Source organism: Bifidobacterium asteroides, from assembly GCF_003202695.1.
GTDB classification, from domain to species: domain Bacteria; phylum Actinomycetota; class Actinomycetes; order Actinomycetales; family Bifidobacteriaceae; genus Bombiscardovia; species Bombiscardovia asteroides_G.
In genome coordinates, this window is the sequence record NZ_QGLL01000006.1 from 465,553 (window position 1) to 483,046 (window position 17,494).

The 17,494-nt window shown below is 60.8% G+C and carries 14 protein-coding genes and 1 tRNA gene; 3 read left to right on the forward strand and 12 right to left on the reverse strand.

The genetic code is table 11. The features are described from left to right. The first annotated feature begins 116 nt into the window (after nt 1-116). Both DKK75_RS03970 and DKK75_RS03975 read left to right on the forward strand, forming a co-directional pair. A tRNA-Leu gene (locus tag DKK75_RS03970) sits at nt 117-205 on the forward strand. Between the two features lie 266 nt (nt 206-471). Then, complete coding sequence (locus tag DKK75_RS03975) at nt 472-1,338, forward strand: TrmH family RNA methyltransferase (RefSeq protein ID WP_110452146.1); 867 nt, start codon at nt 472-474, stop codon at nt 1,336-1,338. A gap of 204 nt (nt 1,339-1,542) precedes the next feature. On the opposite strand, the gene DKK75_RS03980 is transcribed toward DKK75_RS03975, so the two are convergent. The 12 genes from DKK75_RS03980 to aroC all read right to left on the reverse strand — a co-directional run bounded on the left by DKK75_RS03980 (nt 1,543) and on the right by aroC (nt 16,927). After that, complete coding sequence (locus tag DKK75_RS03980) at nt 1,543-2,859, reverse strand: uracil-xanthine permease family protein (protein WP_110452147.1); 1,317 nt, start codon at nt 2,857-2,859, stop codon at nt 1,543-1,545. 101 nt (nt 2,860-2,960) lie between these two features. Then, nucleotides 2,961-3,683 carry a metal-sulfur cluster assembly factor gene (locus DKK75_RS03985; protein WP_110452148.1) on the reverse strand — a complete coding sequence of 241 codons (723 nt, stop codon included), beginning with the start codon at nt 3,681-3,683 and terminating at the stop codon, nt 2,961-2,963. Beyond that, nucleotides 3,680-4,267, reverse strand: coding sequence for a Fe-S cluster assembly sulfur transfer protein SufU (gene sufU / locus DKK75_RS03990; RefSeq protein WP_110452149.1), 588 nt, complete (start codon nt 4,265-4,267; stop codon nt 3,680-3,682). Before sufU ends, DKK75_RS03985 begins: the two co-directional genes overlap by 4 nt. 60 nt (nt 4,268-4,327) lie before the next feature. Further along, on the reverse strand, nt 4,328-5,602 hold the full coding sequence (locus DKK75_RS03995) for a SufS family cysteine desulfurase (RefSeq protein ID WP_110452150.1): 1,275 nt from the start codon (nt 5,600-5,602) through the stop codon (nt 4,328-4,330). 21 nt (nt 5,603-5,623) lie between these two features. Then, nucleotides 5,624-6,403, reverse strand: coding sequence for a Fe-S cluster assembly ATPase SufC (gene sufC / locus DKK75_RS04000; RefSeq protein ID WP_110452151.1), 780 nt, complete (start codon nt 6,401-6,403; stop codon nt 5,624-5,626). A gap of 1 nt (nt 6,404) precedes the next feature. Next, nucleotides 6,405-7,631: a Fe-S cluster assembly protein SufD gene (gene sufD / locus DKK75_RS04005; RefSeq protein ID WP_110452152.1), complete on the reverse strand. Its 1,227-nt coding sequence runs from the start codon at nt 7,629-7,631 to the stop codon at nt 6,405-6,407. Next, entirely contained in the window at nt 7,631-9,085 is a 1,455-nt protein-coding gene (sufB, locus tag DKK75_RS04010; protein WP_181414468.1) for a Fe-S cluster assembly protein SufB, read from the reverse strand. The genes sufD and sufB overlap by 1 nt, the downstream gene beginning before the upstream one ends. A gap of 261 nt (nt 9,086-9,346) precedes the next feature. After that, nucleotides 9,347-11,011, reverse strand: coding sequence for a CTP synthase (locus DKK75_RS04015; protein ID WP_110452154.1), 1,665 nt, complete (start codon nt 11,009-11,011; stop codon nt 9,347-9,349). A 64-nt stretch (nt 11,012-11,075) separates the two neighbouring features. Beyond that, nucleotides 11,076-13,619, reverse strand: coding sequence for an excinuclease ABC subunit UvrA (locus tag DKK75_RS04020; protein WP_110452155.1), 2,544 nt, complete (start codon nt 13,617-13,619; stop codon nt 11,076-11,078). Beyond that, nucleotides 13,616-14,086, reverse strand: coding sequence for a type II 3-dehydroquinate dehydratase (locus tag DKK75_RS04025; protein ID WP_110452156.1), 471 nt, complete (start codon nt 14,084-14,086; stop codon nt 13,616-13,618). Before DKK75_RS04025 ends, DKK75_RS04020 begins: the two co-directional genes overlap by 4 nt. Nucleotides 14,087-14,089: 3 nt before the next feature. Then, nucleotides 14,090-15,721 (reverse strand): bifunctional shikimate kinase/3-dehydroquinate synthase, encoded by a 1,632-nt coding sequence (locus DKK75_RS04030; RefSeq protein WP_110452157.1) that lies wholly within the window; start codon nt 15,719-15,721, stop codon nt 14,090-14,092. 12 nt (nt 15,722-15,733) lie between these two features. Continuing rightward, nucleotides 15,734-16,927, reverse strand: coding sequence for a chorismate synthase (aroC, locus tag DKK75_RS04035; RefSeq protein ID WP_110452158.1), 1,194 nt, complete (start codon nt 16,925-16,927; stop codon nt 15,734-15,736). A gap of 62 nt (nt 16,928-16,989) precedes the next feature. Here aroC and DKK75_RS04040 point away from each other — a divergent pair, with 62 nt between their 5' ends. Next, nucleotides 16,990-17,463: a hypothetical protein gene (locus tag DKK75_RS04040; protein ID WP_110452159.1), complete on the forward strand. Its 474-nt coding sequence runs from the start codon at nt 16,990-16,992 to the stop codon at nt 17,461-17,463. Nucleotides 17,464-17,494 lie beyond the last annotated feature (31 nt).

Consider the following 17,494-nt stretch of genomic DNA (forward strand, 5'->3'; position numbering starts at 1 on the left):
ACAGGCTACAGCCCGCTGCCGAAAAGCGTTCTCCCACGACGACACGCACCCCCCAATCGCCCAGTGCGCGATGCCGCCTGAGATGCTATGATTGTCTGCGTTGCGATTACGCACCTGTCCGGGTGGCGGAATGGTAGACGCGCTAGCTTGAGGTGCTAGTGCCTATATATATACAGGCGTACGGGTTCAACTCCCGTTCCGGACACTTAGCTTCTCATCAATGGGGCCACCTCGATTCTCATGTTTCGTATTTATTGAAAATTAGCGTTGAATATTTCATCCACAGATTCATGTATGGCTCGTGCCGTTGCTTTTTTGATTAATGCAACTGATGAGTACAGCTCATTTTGACTTATTATCAGTGTTCTTGAGTGAAAATCACACATGCCCGGTTTTCGGTTGCGCCGCCTATGCTGTTGACAGAACACGGGTCCCTCAAAGGCCCAAGAACCAGAAGAAGGAGCTACAGGCGTGCTCAGAGTGAGAATCGACTCCATCGAGGACGACAGAATCGAGGCCTTCACCAGGCTGACAGAGCCACAGCTGCGCAATCGTCTGGAACCCGCCAAGGGCCTGTTCATCGCCGAATCCCCCAAGGTTATCGCCCGTGCTCTGGATGCTGGGGTAGAACCTATCTCTTTCCTGGTGGAGGAACCATGGCTGGAGGGAATGCGTTCCATGTTCGATCAGGTGGACGCAACCTTCGGACCTAACGTCCCCGTCTATGTGGCCAGCCCTGCACAGCTCAAAACGATCACTGGCTACCGGCTCCATCGAGGCGCGCTGGCCGCCATGAGACGCTGGCCTCTGCCCACTGTTGAGCAGATTTGCCGATCAGCAAAGCGAGTAGCCGTCATGGAGAATATTGTTGATCACACCAACATCGGTGCCCTGATGCGTTCAGCTGCCGCCCTGCAGGTGGATGCCGTCCTAGTCACGCCATCCTGCTCTGATCCTCTGTACCGCAGAGCTGCAAGAGTCTCCATGGGCACGGTCTTTCAGGTTCCATGGACCAGGATCGGCGGCGATGATATCCACGCCTGGCCCGACCAGGGCATGCGCCAACTGCAGGATCTGGGCTTCACGACGGCGGCTATGGCCCTGAACCGGGATGCCATCAGCCTGGATGAGCTGGCGGAGCGTCTAGGTCCCGGACCCAACCGGATCGATCGTCTGGCTCTGATATTCGGTACGGAAGGTGATGGACTGAGTCACAGGACCATCGCCAGTGCGAACCTCACTGTACGCATTCCCATGAGCCACGACGTGGACAGCCTGAACGTGGCTGCGTCAAGCGCCGTAGCCTTCTATGCGACCAGACCCAAGCGCGCTGGCTGAACCTTGCCAGAGCTGGTCCAGCCAGTTATTTGAACAAGCCAGTCAACCGATCAAGCCAGGAACTGAGTCCTCTGCTCAGCAGCAGAGTCCTGCGGCCCTCCGTCGCTTCATTCCATGGCCGAGTACTTAATATCGGGCAACCAATTAACATCAGGCAATCTTCAGCATCAGGAAACCACGGAAAGTCGGACGACACCGAGGCAATCAGCTCTCTTGGGAGACGGCCTGCGGATCCTCATGAATGTAGTCGTCCGGGTCGATGGTCCCCCGCCAGCGGCCGATGGCCTTGAGACCGTGGTACATGACCAGCGTAGCCACAGAGCCAATGGCGATACCGTTGAAGCTGACCCCGGCCACCGCGAAGGTGAAGTCAGCGATGCCCACGATCATGACGACGGCGCCCACGGTCATGTTGACGGACTTGCCGAAATCCACCTTGTTCTCCACCCAGATGCGGATGCCCAGCATGCCGATCATGCCATAGAGCATGGTGGTGACCCCGCCCAGAACGCCAGTGGGAATGGTATTGATGATGGCCCCGAACTTGGGGCAGAGGGAGAGCAGGAAGGCGAAGATTGCAGCACACCAATAGGCGGCTGTGGAGTAGACCTTGGTGGCGGCCATAACGCCTATGTTCTCAGCATAGGTGGTAGTGCCCGAGCCTCCGCCCAAACCGGCCAGAGTGGTACCCAGCCCGTCGGCCATCAGGGCTGTGCCGATCTGATCGTCATAATCGCGGCCGGTCATCAGAGCCACCGACTTGACATGTCCGATGTTCTCCGCCACCAGGACCAGCACCACGGGGATGAACATGGCCAGGACGGAGGGGTCGGCCTGAGGAGTCTGGAAGTGAGGCAGACCGAACCAGGCGGCCTTTTCCACAGCCGCGAAGTCGACCTGACCCTGTGTGACCGCGAAGCAATACCCGACAATGACGCCCAAGAGAATGTTGAGTCGGCCAATCAGTCCCTTGAAGAGGACTGCTATCAGCATGACGGCCACCAGGGTTACCAAGGCGGTCAGCGGAGCGGATTTGAAATTCTTCCAGGCCGAAGGGGCCAAATTGAAGCCGATGATGGCCACGATGGCGCCATTGACCACAGGGGGCATGATCATATCGATCCAGCGCGAACCGGCGAAGTGGACGATCAGGCCGATCAGGAAGAGCAGAGCGCCGGTGACCATGATCCCGAAGGAGGCCACAGCCAGACCCTTGTGAGCGGTGGTCACCGCCAGGACCGGCGCTATAAAACCAAAGGAGCTGCCCAGGTAGGAGGGCAGGCGATTGCGGTTGATCAGCAGGAAGAGGGCCGTAGACATGGCCGTGAAGAAGAGGGTTGTAGAGGGGTCGAATCCGGTCAGAATAGGAACCAGGAAGGTGGAGCCGAACATGGCGATGACATGCTGGGCGCCGATGCCAGCCGTACGTGGCCATGTGAGTCGCTCATCGGGTTCCACCACTTCGCCCGGAGCCAATGTCTTCCCGTCTCCATGCAGTTTCCAGCCCATGGACAATGCCATTTCACTGTGCTTTCTCTCATGCGCCGTGCCGGTCACGGCGGACCGGAAACATCAGTATATTCGCATGGGAGGACCCGAGTCGGCCTGCCGGACGGGTATCCTCACTGATACGTGGGCATGTTCTCGAAGTTGAAGCCGATGGCGGCCAACTGCTCACGACCTTCTGGGGTGATCATGTCAAGGGTCCAGCGCGGCGACCAGGTCCAATCGATGCGAAACTCTTCCACCAGGCCCGCAAGGACGCTGGCGCACTGATCCTCGATCAGGTCAGTCAGGGGGCAGGCCGGCGTGGTCAGGGTCATGGTGATGATGGCCCTTCCCAGTTCGTCGATTTCTATGCCGTAGACCAGCCCCAGGTCAACTACGTCAATGCCTAGCTCAGGGTCGATGACCTGGTGCAGAGCCTCCTTGACATCTTCAGCAGTGGCCCGGCCGATGTCGTCAACAGCCTTCAAAGGAATGGCTTCCTCAGCAGCGGCCTCAGTATCAGCGGCATTCTGGTTCGTAGTCTTGGCACTGTTGCCGGCCGGCGCACTGGTCGAGGATTGGTCGCTTAAGACCCGGTCCGCTGACGCGCCATCAGGGGAAGCTCCTGATGTAACTGCTTCTGCACTCTGATCATCAGACTGTGTCAAATTGGACTCCTTGTCCGCCTGACTATCGACCTGGCGCATGGAACTACCTTCTGCCGACTTCAAAACCGTTTCAGCACCCAAAGGATTGCTGGCCAGCGCCTGTGCCGTACCCGGATCGCTGATGGCTCTGCCCACCGAGGCCAGGATGGAGTCCTGGGGTTCGGGCACCAGATTCATATTGCCGTTCATGCCTGCTCCTCCTTCGCACCTTCGTCGCCCTCTTGCCCAGCCGACAGGGCTTGGGCCACGGAGGCCTTCATACCCTCCCAACCCAGCAGAGCGCACTTGATTCGCATGGGATACTTGGACACGCCTTGGAAGACCATGGCATCGCCAAGGGCATCCTGAGTCTGCTCGTCCTCAAGTCCAGCTCCGCGTGATTCCATGAGCTTGCGGAAATCGGCAGCCAGGTCCATGGCATGATCGACGGCCTGCCCCTGGACCAGATCCACCATGATGGACAGGCTGGCCTGGCTGATGGAACAGCCCGAACCCTGCCAGACGATTCGCTGGATGAGGTCGGGACCGCCCTGCTCGCCAGGCGCTACCTCCACATGGATGGTGGCCTGATCCCCGCAGGTGGGGTTGAACTGATGGGACTCGGCAGCCAGACAGGCCTCGTGCTCCACCCGGATGGTCACGCCGTCGCCATCCGGGTCTTCCCCCGCATCAGACTGATCCCCTACACGCCCGTGAGGATTTCGTGCTGCGTCCAGGATTACCTCCTGGTACATCTGCTCCAGTTCCTCGTCGTCCATACCGAAATCCGCCATGTCCTTAAACTTACCAGTACGTCTTGGTCAAAACCGTCTATGCGCTGCCGGTGAAGGCCTTCAGGCCACTCGGAAGAAGCTGCGGACACCGGAGACGGCATCCAGCAGGGCATCCGTATCGGCAACAGTATTGTAAACGCCCGTTGAGGCCCGGTTGGATGCCATCAGGCCAAAGTGGCGGTGCACCGGCTGAGCACAGTGATGTCCCACGCGGATAGCAATACCGCGTGAATCCACATACTGGCCTACGTCGTGAGGATGGACTCCCTGAACGTCGAAAGCAACCGTACCGATCCGGCCCTCTGGCGTGGTCGGCCCTAGAATTCGCACACCCTCCAAATCACCCAGTCGCAACAGACCAGCGGTGATGGTCCTCTCGTGTTCAGCCACGTTATCCATGCCCAAATCCATCAGCCAATCGGCGGCTACTCCGGCGCCGATCATCTGTGCCACCGGCTGTGTTCCAGCCTCGAACCGGGCCGGAGGATCCATGTAGCTGGCTGGACGGTCCAGATAGGCCAGCTCCACCATGGATCCGCCAAATGATGCCGGAGGCAGGGCTTCCAGGAGTTCACGACGGCCGTAGAGGAAGCCTACGCCGGTGGGGCCATACATCTTGTGAGCGCTCCAAGCAGCGAAGTCCACATCCATGGCATGCAGATCCACAGGCAGATGAGGCACCGACTGGCAAACGTCCAGCACTACCAGGGCGCCCACCTGGTGGGCACGGCGGACGATGGGCTTGATGTCGGTGATGGCGCCGGTCACATTGCTGACGTGGGTGACGGCGACCACCTTGGTCCGCTCGGTAATGACCTGGTCGGCAGTATCGGCCAGGACGCGGCCCTCCGAATCCAGATCGAAGTACTTGAGGACTGCTCCGGTCCGGTAGCACAGCTCCTGGAAGGGCAGGAGGACCGAGTGGTGCTCAGCCTTGGTGACCACGACCTCATCCCCCGGCTTCAGAGCGAAACGACGTGCCGCCTTGCCTCCGCGACCTAGGCTGGCGTTGCTGAAGGCGGTGGCCAGCAGGTTCAGAGCGGCCGTGGCACCGGCGGTGACCACAATCTCCTCGCCGCCCTCCTGGCCCTCTGCCCCGACCAAGGCGGCAACGCGGGAGCGAGCATGCTCAAAGGCCATGGTGCTGCGGGCGGCCAGCTCATGGGCGCCCCGGTGTACCCCGGCGTTGTCCCTCAAGTAGAAATCCCGAACGGCATCGATGACCGCCAGAGGCTTCTGAGCTGTTGCGGCCGAATCCAGATAGACCAAGGGGTGACCATGCACCTGCTGGTCCAGAATCGGAAACTGCTGACGAATACTGTCATCGATGACCATTGCGGACCTCTTCTCTTATCCTCAGGCCAGAGCCGATTCCGAGTCGGCGCCCTCGGGCAAGTACTGGTCGTACCCGGTATCCTCCAGGGTGTCGGCCAGCTCAGGGCCACCGGTCTTCACAAAACGGCCGTCAGCGAAGACATGGACGATGTCAGGCTTGATGTACTTGAGGATCCTGGTGTAATGGGTAACCATGAGCACACCCATGCCCGTGCTCTCCTTGGCCCTGTTGACTCCTTCGGAAACGATGCGCAAGGCGTCCACGTCCAGACCGGAGTCGGTTTCGTCCAGGACAGCGAACTTGGGCTTGAGCAGCTCCAGCTGCAGAACTTCGGCCCGCTTCTTCTCACCGCCCGAGAAGCCCTCATTGACCGAGCGCTGGGCGAACTTGGGATCCATGCGCAGCCTCTTCATGGCATCATTCAGATCCTTGGTCCACTGGCGGATGGCCGGAGCCTTACCGTCGACCTCGGTCTTGGCAGTACGCAGGAAGTTGGTCATGGATACGCCGGGCACCTCGACCGGGTACTGCATGGCCAGGAAGAGACCGGCCTTGGCCCGCTCGTCCGGGGTCATCTTAAGCAGGTCCTGCCCATCCAGCAGAGCCTGGCCCGAGTCCACCTCATACTTGGGATGACCAGCCAGGGTGTAAGCCAGCGTGGACTTGCCCGACCCGTTGGGCCCCATGATGGCATGGGTCTCGCCAGAGTGAACGGTCAGCGTGGCCCCCTTGAGGATCTGCTTGCGACCCTCCTTGGTCTCCACCGAGACGTGCAGATCCTTGATTTCCAATGTGGACATGTCAGTTCTCCTCCAAAACGTGCTGCATCTCTTGATCCTCGCCGGCCGCCAGCCTGCGGTCGATGACCCCCATCAGGTGCCCGGAGACGCTGGGGACGTCAATCTCCTCCACCAGTTCGCCGAAGAAGCCTCGAACCACCAGCTTGCGGGCCTCCTGCTCCGGGATGCCACGGGACTGCAGGTAGAAGAGCTCCTCATCGTCAAAGCGTCCGACCGAACTGGCATGGCCGGCCCCGATGATGTCGCCGTTCTCGATCTCCAGGTTGGGCTCGGAATCGGCAATGGCCCCCGGGGTGAGCACCAGATTCCGGTTGAGCTCATAGGAGTCGGTTCCAGGCGCCGTGGGCTGAATGAGCGCGTTGCCCACCCATGTCGTGTGCGCGCCGATTCCGTCCAGGGCCCCCTTGTAGACCACACGGGACTTGCAGTTGGGGTGGTTGTGGACCACCATGGTCCGGTGCTCCATGTGCTGGCCGGGATCGACAAAGTAGATGCCCAGCATGTTCAGGTCACCCTGCTCGCCGCCGAAGTCCTGATCCATGCGCAGCCGCACAACGTCTCCGCCTAAACTGACGACGGAGTGACGCAGGGAGGCCTCGGCACCCAGGTGAATGCGGTGGTTGCCGATATGCTTGCTGCCCTTGTCCCATTCTTGAATAAAGGTGGTCGACATCTGCGAATTGTCGCCAATATCGATTTCAACCCCTTCTGCAAGGCGTGCCTGGCCCTGGTGCTCAACCACCAGATCGGCCTTGGTGCCCGCCTCTGCCTTGATGACCAGGTGGAAGGCATCAAGTTCAGGACCGCCGCCATTGACACGGACCAGCACAGGCTGATCCAGAGTGCCTTTGAGATTGACTACAGTCGCCTGCTTGCCGCTCGCCCACTCCACGGCAGCCGCTCGATCGCTGGGCTTGAGGACAGTGCCGCAGGGAGCCTGGTCCATAGGAATCTGGCTGAAGCTGACCTGCTCTGCTGGCGGTTCGGACCCGTCGATCATGGTGACCGAAACCTTGGTCAGACCGCTGGGCTTGAAAACGGTGAAGAACTCCTCCATCCGGTCGATGGGGGTGAATCGCCAGTCATCCTGCTTGCGCGTGGGCATGGGGAAGTCGTCGGGATTGAAGGATCGGGGCTCCTTGTCGGCGCTGGACGGCATGGTGGCCGGGAATGCATACGGATCTTCGGGATCCGCGTGCGGAATGGTTATTTCGCTCTTCTGTGACATCAGCCTACCGAACCCTCCATCTGCAATTCGACCAAGCGGTTGAGTTCCAACGCGTACTCCATAGGCAGCTGCCGGGAGATGGGCTCCACGAACCCGCGCACAATCATGCCCATGGCTTCCTTCTCCTCCAGACCACGGCTCATCAGATAGAAGAGCTGGTCTTCGGAGACCTTGGAGACGGTGGCTTCGTGAGCCATCGAAACGTCGTCCTCGCGAACGTCCACATGAGGATAGGTGTCGGAGCGGGAGTAGTCGTCCACCAGCAGGGCATCGCAGACAACCGAGGAAGAGGACTTCTCGGCGCCCTTGATGATCTTGACCAGGCCTCGGTATGCGGCCCTTCCCCCATTGCGGGAGATGGACTTGGAGACGATGGTGGAGGAGGTGTGAGGTGCCAGATGGATCATCTTGGCGCCCGTGTCCTGGTACTGTCCCTTGCCGGCGAAGCCCAAGGAAAGAGTCTCGGCCTTGGCGTAAGGCTCGGCCAGGATGCAGGCCGGGTACTTCATGGTGGCCTTGGACCCGATGTTGCCGTCAACCCACTCCATGGTCCCGCCCTCGCGTACATAGGCACGCTGGGTGACCAGGTTGTAGACGTTGTTGGACCAGTTCTGCACCGTGGTGTAGCGCACGCGGGCGTGGGGCTCGACCACGATCTCCACATTGGCCGCATGCAGGGAGTCAGTGGAGTAGATGGGGGCCGTGCAGCCCTCCACATAGTGGACGTACGAGCCCTCGTCGGCGATGATCAGCGTGCGCTCGAACTGCCCCATGTTAGGCGTGTTGATGCGGAAATAGGCCTGCAGAGGGATATCCACATGGACACCCTTGGGCACATAGACGAAGGAGCCGCCCGACCAGGCCGCTGTGTTCAGGGCGGCGAACTTGTTGTCGTCCGGAGGAATAACGGTGGCGAAGTACTTACGGAAGAGGTCTGGGTACTCTTTCAGGGCTGTGTCCGTATCCAGAAAGATGACTCCCTGCTTGCGCAGGTCTTCACGAATGGAGTTGTAAATGACCTCGGACTCATACTGAGCGGCCACGCCGGAGACCAGCCGCTTCTTCTCGGCCTCGGGAATACCCAGCCTGTCGTAGGTGGTGCGGATGTCGTCGGGCAGATCCTTCCAGTCCTTGGCCTGCTCCTTCAAGGGCTTGACATAGTACTTGAAGTCGTCGGCATCAAACCCGCTTAAATCCACGCCCCACTTGGGCATGGGCTTTTCCATGAAGGCCCGATAGCCCTTAAGCCGCATCTGCAGCATCCAGTCAGGCTCGCCCTTGTCGGCCGAGATGGCCCTAACCACGTCCTCATCGATGCCCTTGTGGGCATCGCGCCCAGCGTCATCGGAATCATGCCAGCCATAGGTATAGTCGCCGAACTCGGAGATGATCTGGTCGTCCTGTTTGATTTTTTCTTCGTTGACGCGGGAGCGGTCGGCCACGTACTGGCTCATTTCCACATCCCTCGATGTGTCTGTCCGCTGCGAGGTGCTATCCACGAGCTGAGACCTCCTAACACACGCACGGCCGCCATATGCGGCCGATCACACCATTACAGGATAACCGGGACAGTAGTGAACCGCCAGAGCCTGGCTTACGCTCTCTAAGGAATTCAGCCAGCCCTCTTAACAGCAGCGCCGAGACGGACAATCGCCCGCTTCCCTATAAGAGGGAAACGGGCGATCATAGCGAACGTTTTTGAAAACGAATTGACCTCAGGCCGCCTCCTGGCCTCCATGCTCCAGGCTGGCCTTGACCAGGCCGGCGAAGAGAGGATGCGGCTTGGTGGGCCGGGACTTGAACTCCGGGTGGGCCTGGGTGCCCACATAGAAGGGGTGCTGGTCCTGGGAAAGCTCCACGAACTCGGTCAGCTGCCCGTCCGGGCTAGTGCCCGAAATGTGCAGACCGGCCTTGTCCAGCCGCTCCTTGTAGGCCACGTTGACCTCGTAACGGTGACGGTGGCGCTCGGAGATCTCAGTAGAGCCGTAGAGCCGGGCTACCAGGGAGTCAGGCTTGAGCACTGCAGGGTAGGCACCCAGGCGCATGGTATGACCCATGTCACCATGGCCGGCCACAATGTCCTTCTGCTCCTCCATGGTGGCAATGACCGGGTTTTCACAGTCAGGCTCGAACTCCGAGGAGTTGGCATCCTCCAGCCCCAGAACGTGGCGGGCGAATTCGATGACCATGGACTGCAGACCCAGGCAGAGTCCCAGTGCGGGCAAGCCGGTCTCGCGGGCGTAGCGCAGGGCGCCGATCTTGCCTTCGATGCCACGGATGCCGAAGCCACCGGGGACCACGATGCCGTCGACATCCTCCAAGGCCCTGCGGGCGCCGTCCATGGTCTCGCAGGTGTCGGCAGCAACCAGCTTGACCTGCACTTGCGACCGATTGCCGAAGCCGCCGGCCTTCAAAGCCTCGATGACCGACAGGTAGGCATCAGGCAGGTCGATGTACTTGCCCACGATGGCAATAGCCACCTTGGTACGGGGATTGTGGACTCTGTCGAGCAGGTCCTCCCACTCGTTCCAGTCCACATCGTGGAAGGGCAGACCCAGCTTGCGCACCACATAGGCGTCCAGACCCTCCTTGTAGAGGATCTTGGGCACGTCGTAGATGCTGGGCGCATCCACGCAGTTGACCACACCCTCGGCATCCACGTCGCACATGAGGGAGATTTTGTCCTTGATGGCCTGGTTGAGCGGCCGGTCCGAGCGCAGCACCAGGGCATCGGGGGCAATGCCCAGCTGGCGCAGGGCCATGACCGAGTGCTGGGTGGGCTTGGTCTTGAGCTCGTGTGCGGCGGCCACGTAGGGAACCAGGGAGACATGGACGAACATGCAGTTGTCCGGGCCTATGTCCCGCCGAACCTCGCGGGCGGCCTCCATGAAGGGCTGGGACTCGATATCGCCCACAGTCCCACCGATCTCGGTGATGATCACATCCACGTCGTCGCCGGCCTGGGCCCGCATACGACTCTTGATCTCGTTGGTCACGTGAGGAATGACCTGGACGCACTGGCCCAGGTACTCCCCCGCACGCTCCTTGCGCAGAACGGACTGGTAGATCTGGCCGGTGGTCACGTTGGCCTTCTGGGAGAGGAAGACGTCGGTGAAACGCTCATAGTGGCCGATGTCCAGATCGGTTTCGGCCCCATCCTCGGTCACGTAGACCTCGCCGTGCTGGAAGGGGTTCATGGTTCCCGGATCGACGTTGATGTAGGGATCCAGCTTCTGTTGAAGAACGCGAATCCCGCGGCTTCTCAGCAGTCGGCCCAGAGAGGATGCCGTCAGTCCCTTGCCCAATGAAGAGACCACGCCGCCGGTGACGAAAATGTGTTTGGTGATATGCCCTTGCGAATTTCCATGTTCTCTGACCATGGAACTTCAGCCTATCAGACGGGAGCGACCAGAAACCGACCAACACTCGAGGGGGCGGACGGATTCAGACTCGCTTGAGATGTAGGTGTTCAGCCAGGTAGCGGCCGGTCACCGAATCCGGGTTACGAGCTACGGATTCAGGGTCGCCCTGTGCCACGATTCTTCCGCCTCGATCGCCGCCGCCCGGGCCCATATCGACCACATGGTCGGCGTTGGCGATCATGTCCAGATCATGTTCGATGAAGACCACAGTAGCCCCTTTGCTGACCAGGCGCTCCAGCACTCCGATCAGGACGCGCACATCCAAGGGGTGCAAGCCGGTGGTGGGCTCGTCCAGAACGAACATGGAGCCACTCTGTGTGCGGCCCAGCTCGTTGGAAAGCTTCAGCCGCTGGGCCTCCCCGCCAGAAAGGGAGGGAGTGTCCTCCCCCAGGGTCAGGTAGTCCAATCCCAGATCCTTCAAGGTCTGCAGGCCTCTGCGGATGGCCGTGTACTCGCGGCTCTGTGCGAAGACTTCCAAGGCCCGGCCCACCTCCATGGCCAGCAGATCAGGCAGGCTCAGCGGCTCCGGGTGGGACGGCGTGGACAGTCGGTAATGCTCGGCCTCCGGACGGTACCGTCGACCATGGCAGCTGGGACAGGTGATGGGGATGTCGGGCAGGAACTGCACATCCAGGCTGATTTGGCCTGTACCGTCGCACTGGGGGCAGCGCAGGGATCCGGTGTTATAGGAGAAAGCCGAGATTCCCAGCTTGTCCTTTTCCGCTCGTTCAGTGGCCGCGAAGAGACGGCGCAACCGGTCCATCAGCCCCGAGTAGGTGGCCACCGTGGAGCGCACATTGATGCCAATGGGCGAGGAGTCCACCAGGCGAACCCTGTCGATGCCCGCCGAATCCAGGCTGTGTACGTGCTTGGGCATTGGATTGCCCTGAATACAGGTCTGGAGGGCCGGAACCAGAGACTCCAGGATCATAGTGGTCTTGCCGGAACCGGATACCCCGGTCACAGCCGTCATGCAGCCACGAGGAATGGCCAGATCCAGCGGGCGGACCGTGTGAATGGGTCCTGCCTGCATACGGATCCATTCATTCTCGGCAGGCAAGGGATGCCGGTCCCGCGTCAGAACAGGCTCATGTCCATCCAGAAAACCAGCGATGCGCGAGTCCGGATCGGCGGCGATCCGCTCAGGAGCTCCCTGTGCCAGGATCCTGCCGCCGCGTTCCCCTGCTCCGGGGCCCATTTCGATAAGATCGTCGGCTGATGCCAAAACCTTGACGTCATGGTCGACAAAGACCACGGAATTGCCGTCGGCCAACAGATCGCGCATGACCCCTATCAGCCCCTCCAGGTTTGCCGGATGCAGGCCAGTTGAGGGCTCATCCAGCACATAGAGCACGCCGGTGGTCTCATTGCGTACAGCCCTAGCCAGCTGGGCCCGCTGCCGCTCGCCTGTGGAAAGAGATGCGCTGGAACGGTCCAGGGTCAGATAGCTCAGTCCCAGCTGTATCAGACGCCTGCCCATCTCTGCCAGAGTCCTGCATAAGGCTGAGGCCATGGGCTGCAAAGCTTCAGGCAATGTGGGCGGCAGCTTTCGTCCCCAGTCCAGCACGCGATCCAGGGGCCAGGAGGTGACCTTGGCCAGGTTGTCCCCGTTGATCTCAGGCAGGCGCGCCCGCTGGTTGAGCCGTGTGCCCTTGCAATCAGGACAGGTCCTTTCGGTCAGGAACTTGGCAACTTTGGCTAGGCGTTTGTCATCGTTGGCCCTTTTGAGCTCCTCGGTCACAGTCAGGCGGGCATTGCGGAATGTGAAGTCCAGCTCGTGGACCCCCTTGACCGAGGTGATGGTGATGTGCTTCTTCTCGGCCGGCCCTTCGAAGACGATCTTCCGTTCCCTATCAGTCAAGTCCCGCCAAGGCACATCGGTGCGGACTCCGAACTCGCGCACGATGTCGGGCTGAACGTTGAAGCCGAAGGTCCGCCACGGCACCACTGCCCCCTGATCGATAGTCAGGCTGTCATCGGGGACCAGGGTGGCATCGTCCACCTCACGCACGGTTCCGGTTCCCTGGCAGGTGGGGCAGGCTCCCAGAGAGTTGAAGGCAAGCTCCTCGGCGCTGGGAGGCACCACCTTTGCTCCGCAGATCGGGCAGGTGATGGGCATCTCGGCAGCCACAGCCAGGGTAGGCTCCTGGCGATGGCCATTGGGACAGACATGGCTGGACAGCCGGGAGAACATCAGCCGGAGCACATTGAGCAGCTCAGTGGCGGTGCCGAAGGTGGAACGCATGCCGCCAACGCCCGGCCGTTGACGCAGAGCCAAGGCTGGCGGCAGGAAGCGTACCGAGTCCACCTGAGGACGCTGAACCTGAGTCATCCGCCTCCTGGTGTAGGTAGACAAGGATTCCAGGTAACGGCGGGAACCTTCTGCATAAAGGACTCCCAGAGCCAAGGAGGATTTTCCGGAGCCCGAGACCCCAGCGATCCCAACCAGGCGATTCAGGGGGATATCTACATTCAGATCGCGCAGGTTGTGAACCCTGGCCCCGCGGACAAGGATAGCCGTGGGCGGTGCGAAGAGTTTTTTACTGGTCTCTCCGCTGTCGCTCATGCGGACTCCAGCAGATGGGCTACTGCTTCCAAGGCCAGCCGGTATCCGTAGAAGCCCATGCCGGTGATGGTGCCGGTAGCCACTGGCGAGATGACGCTGCGCCGACGGAAGGCCTCTCTGGATGAGGGATTGGAAATATGGACCTCCATCAGCGGCAGCCCTGCCTGTGTGACCTGAACGGCAGCATCGGCAAGCCCATAACTGTAGTGAGTGAAGGCAGCCGGGTTGAGCACCACTGCGCTGCTCTGGTCCACGGCCTGGTGCATCCAACGGATGACCTGGCCCTCGTCGTCCGATTGCAGCACCTGAGCATCCAAGCCCAACTGCAGACCCCAATGTTCGCAGTCCCGGGCGAGAGTCGCCAGATCCTGACGGCCATAGACATCAGGATCGCGCACGCCCAGCCGACCCAGGTTGGGTCCGTTGACCACCAGAACCTTCTGCCTGCCCTTGTCGGCATCCGCCATCTGTCATTCCTCCTTGCGTATGGCCTGGAAGGCCTCCTTGAGCGCCGAGACCGGCGGATCGTCCAGGTGGGTGGGTTTGCCCAACCCATCAAGAATGATAAACCGCAACTTGTTGCCTCGGGCCTTTTTGTCCCGATGCATAAGAGCCAGCACCTGGTCGAAATCTCCCCCATCCCACCATGTCCTAAGGCCCAGAGAAGAGAGAAGCTGCCGATGATAGTCGACCGCCTCCTGATCCAGATGGCCGGTGATCCTTGCCAGCTCGGCTGCGAAGACCATGCCCACGGATACGGCCTGGCCATGCCGCCAAGTGAAGTGTTCGATCTTCTCGATGGCGTGGCCCAAGGTGTGGCCGTAGTTGAGAAACTCCCGCAAGCCGGACTCCTTGAGGTCCACCGAGACGTGCCGGGCCTTGACCTCGACCGTACGCTCGATCAGATCCTGGACCACCGTGCCCAACCACTGGTCGGACTCCTGTCCGTCGAAAGCACGCAGGGAGTCGGCCCGCTCCTCCAGCTCACGCAGGATGCCCCCATCCATGATGAAACCGGACTTGGCCACCTCGCCCAAGCCCTCTACAAAGATATCGTTGGGCAGGGTACGCAGGGTGCGCAGATCTGCGAGGACGCCGACAGGGGTATAGAAGCTGCCGACCAGATTCTTGCCCTGCTCCAGGTTGATGCCGGTTTTGCCTCCGGTGGACGCATCGACCATGGCCAGCAGGGAAGTAGGGCAGTTCACATAGTGAATGCCCCGCATCCAGGTAGCGGCAATGAACCCGGCCTGATCAGTAGCTGCTCCCCCCCCCAGGCCTACGACTGCATCGGAACGGGTAAAGCCTTCAGTAGACAGGCGCTCCCAAATGCTCTGACTGACCTGGATGGTCTTACCGGCCTCCGCGTCGGGAATGGTCAGATCCAACACCTGGTAACCAGCCTGGCGCAGCAGGGCCCGGGCATGGTCGGAATGCCGCTGAACCGGCTGGGTGTGAATCAGGGCCACCCTCATAGTCTGGTCTCCAAGCAACTCATGCAGTCGCCCGGTCACCCCTGCGCCGATCCTCACATCGTATGGGTCAGGCCCGCTGACGTGAACCACCCGCTCAGTCAAGGCATCGGCCAATCGTCTGGCCAGGGCATGAGGGGTGGTGTTCCTGGATTTTAGGGTAATAGTTGCTAGATCCTGGTAGACGCTGCGACGTTCACGATAGAGAGCCATCCAGCGTTCTGACGCACCACCGCGAAGGAGTGGACGATGATCCGACCGAGCCGCTCGGCTGATCCCCTCCTCCGGGTCGATCTGCAAGTAGACTACAGCGCCACCTGCCCGCCGATAATCCTGCAGTGCTTGGAAGACCTCGATGCTCATGGGAGCACCTCCTCCCAAGGACAGGATGCCACCGGAAAAGTCCTTCAGCAGCTCGAGGACCGCTCGGGTTTCCATATCTCGGAAAGCCTGTTCGCCCCGGGTGTCGAAGATCTCGCTGACTGATCGGCCTGCCTCTTTCTCAACGCACTGGTCCGTATCCCTAAAAGGCGCCTTGATCAGGGCGGCTGTCTCCCTGCCCAGACGGGTCTTGCCTGCACCGGGCATGCCGATGACGACGGCCTTGGGCATGCTGCTGCTTTCAATCATGCGATCCGCCCCTCACCGCAGATGCTCAGGCCAGGACTGGAGGTAGGCTTGGGCGTTGCGTTGAACTTCGTCGAGCGAGTCGCCGCCGAACTTTTCCAAGGCGAAGCGCGCCAGGGTCAGGTTCATCATGGCTTCACCAATCACTGCGGCGGCAGGAACGGCAGTCACGTCTGAGCGCTGATGGATAGCCTGGGCAGGCAGACCGGTGGCCACATCCACTGTGCGCAGGGCCCGAGGGACCGAGGAGATGGGCTTCATGGCGGCTCTTACCCTGATCGGCTGGCCGTTGGACATGCCGCCTTCCAGGCCGCCTGCGTGATTGCTGAGCCTGCGGATCGTACCGTCCAGGCCCGGCTCCATCTCATCATGGGCCTGTGAGCCAGGACGATCAGCCTCGCTGAATCCGTCGCCGATCTCCACACCCTTGATGGCCTGAATGCTCATGAAGGCACTGGCCAGGGCAGCATCCAGACGTCGGTCATCCTCCACATACGTGCCGAGACCTGCAGGCACACCATAAGCGATGACCTCGAAGACGCCTCCGGCGGTGTCTCCGTCCTTCTTGATCTGGTCGATCCTGGCCATCATCCGCTTCTCGGCATCCTTGTCCAAGGTCCTGACCGGCGAGACATCCAGGGCGGCTCCATCCTCAGGGCCAGGCACGACTTCATGCCCCTCCAGGCCGATCCCGGCTATGGAGACGACATGGGAGACGGTTCGTATGCCCAGAGCCTGCTGCAGAAAGTCAGCAGCCACTGATCCTAAGGCCACCCTGGATGCGGTCTCCCTGGCCGAGGAACGCTCAAGGACCGGACGCGCATCCGTAAACCCATACTTGCGCATACCAGTCAGATCAGCGTGGCCGGGCCTGGGCCTGGTAAGGGGGGCGTTGCGACCAGTCGTCGGAGGCTCCTGATCGGCAGGCAGCTCTTCCACGCTCATGATTCGCTCCCATTTGGGCCACTCCGTGTTGCCGATCTCCATGGCCACCGGCGAGCCGAGCGTCCGCCCATGCCTGACCCCAGTCAGCAGTCGCACACGATCCTGCTCAAAACCCATCCTGGCCCCACGACCATAGCCCAGTCGACGGCGGGCCAGAGCCGATTCAATATCCTTTGTGGACACGGCGACCCCGGCGGGCAGGCCCTCCATCATAGCCACCAAAGCCTCTCCATGGGATTCCCCCGCCGTCTGCCAGCGCAACATATTCAAGCTCCTCGTTCGTTCCTCGTTTGCCAGGTTAGGGCTACCTGTGATTATCTTAGAAGATGGTCTACCTCATCCCAGTGCCGGGACTGCTGACCGCCCTCCTGTTGGCCCTGATTGACATCCGCTCCCGGCGAGTCCCTCGTCTTCTGGTGATCTTCGGACTGATGCTGCAGACCGTGACCCTGCTGGTCTTTTCGGTGATTCGGGCTCAACCAATATTGCTTGTGCAGTGCCTGCTGCTGACTCTGGCATCTGCAGGCCTTCAGCTCTTGCTGGCCCTGGTCCGACCTGGTGCCCTTGGTCTGGGCGACGTGACGGCCACAGGTCTGATAGCTCTGAGCCTATCCGTTCTTGGATGGACAACCATCCTGATCTGGTGGTTCATGATGGGGCTACTGGGGCTGATTGCCCTCGCCTTGCTCTGGTTGGCTCGTCGCCGCGCATCTGCAAGAACAAGCAGCCCTCTCACGCTGGCCTACGTCCCGGTCATCCTCGCCGGGGCAGTAGCGGCCTTGATCGTTGACGCCGTCTAAGACCCGCCCGACGCCTGACCGACAAGGAGAT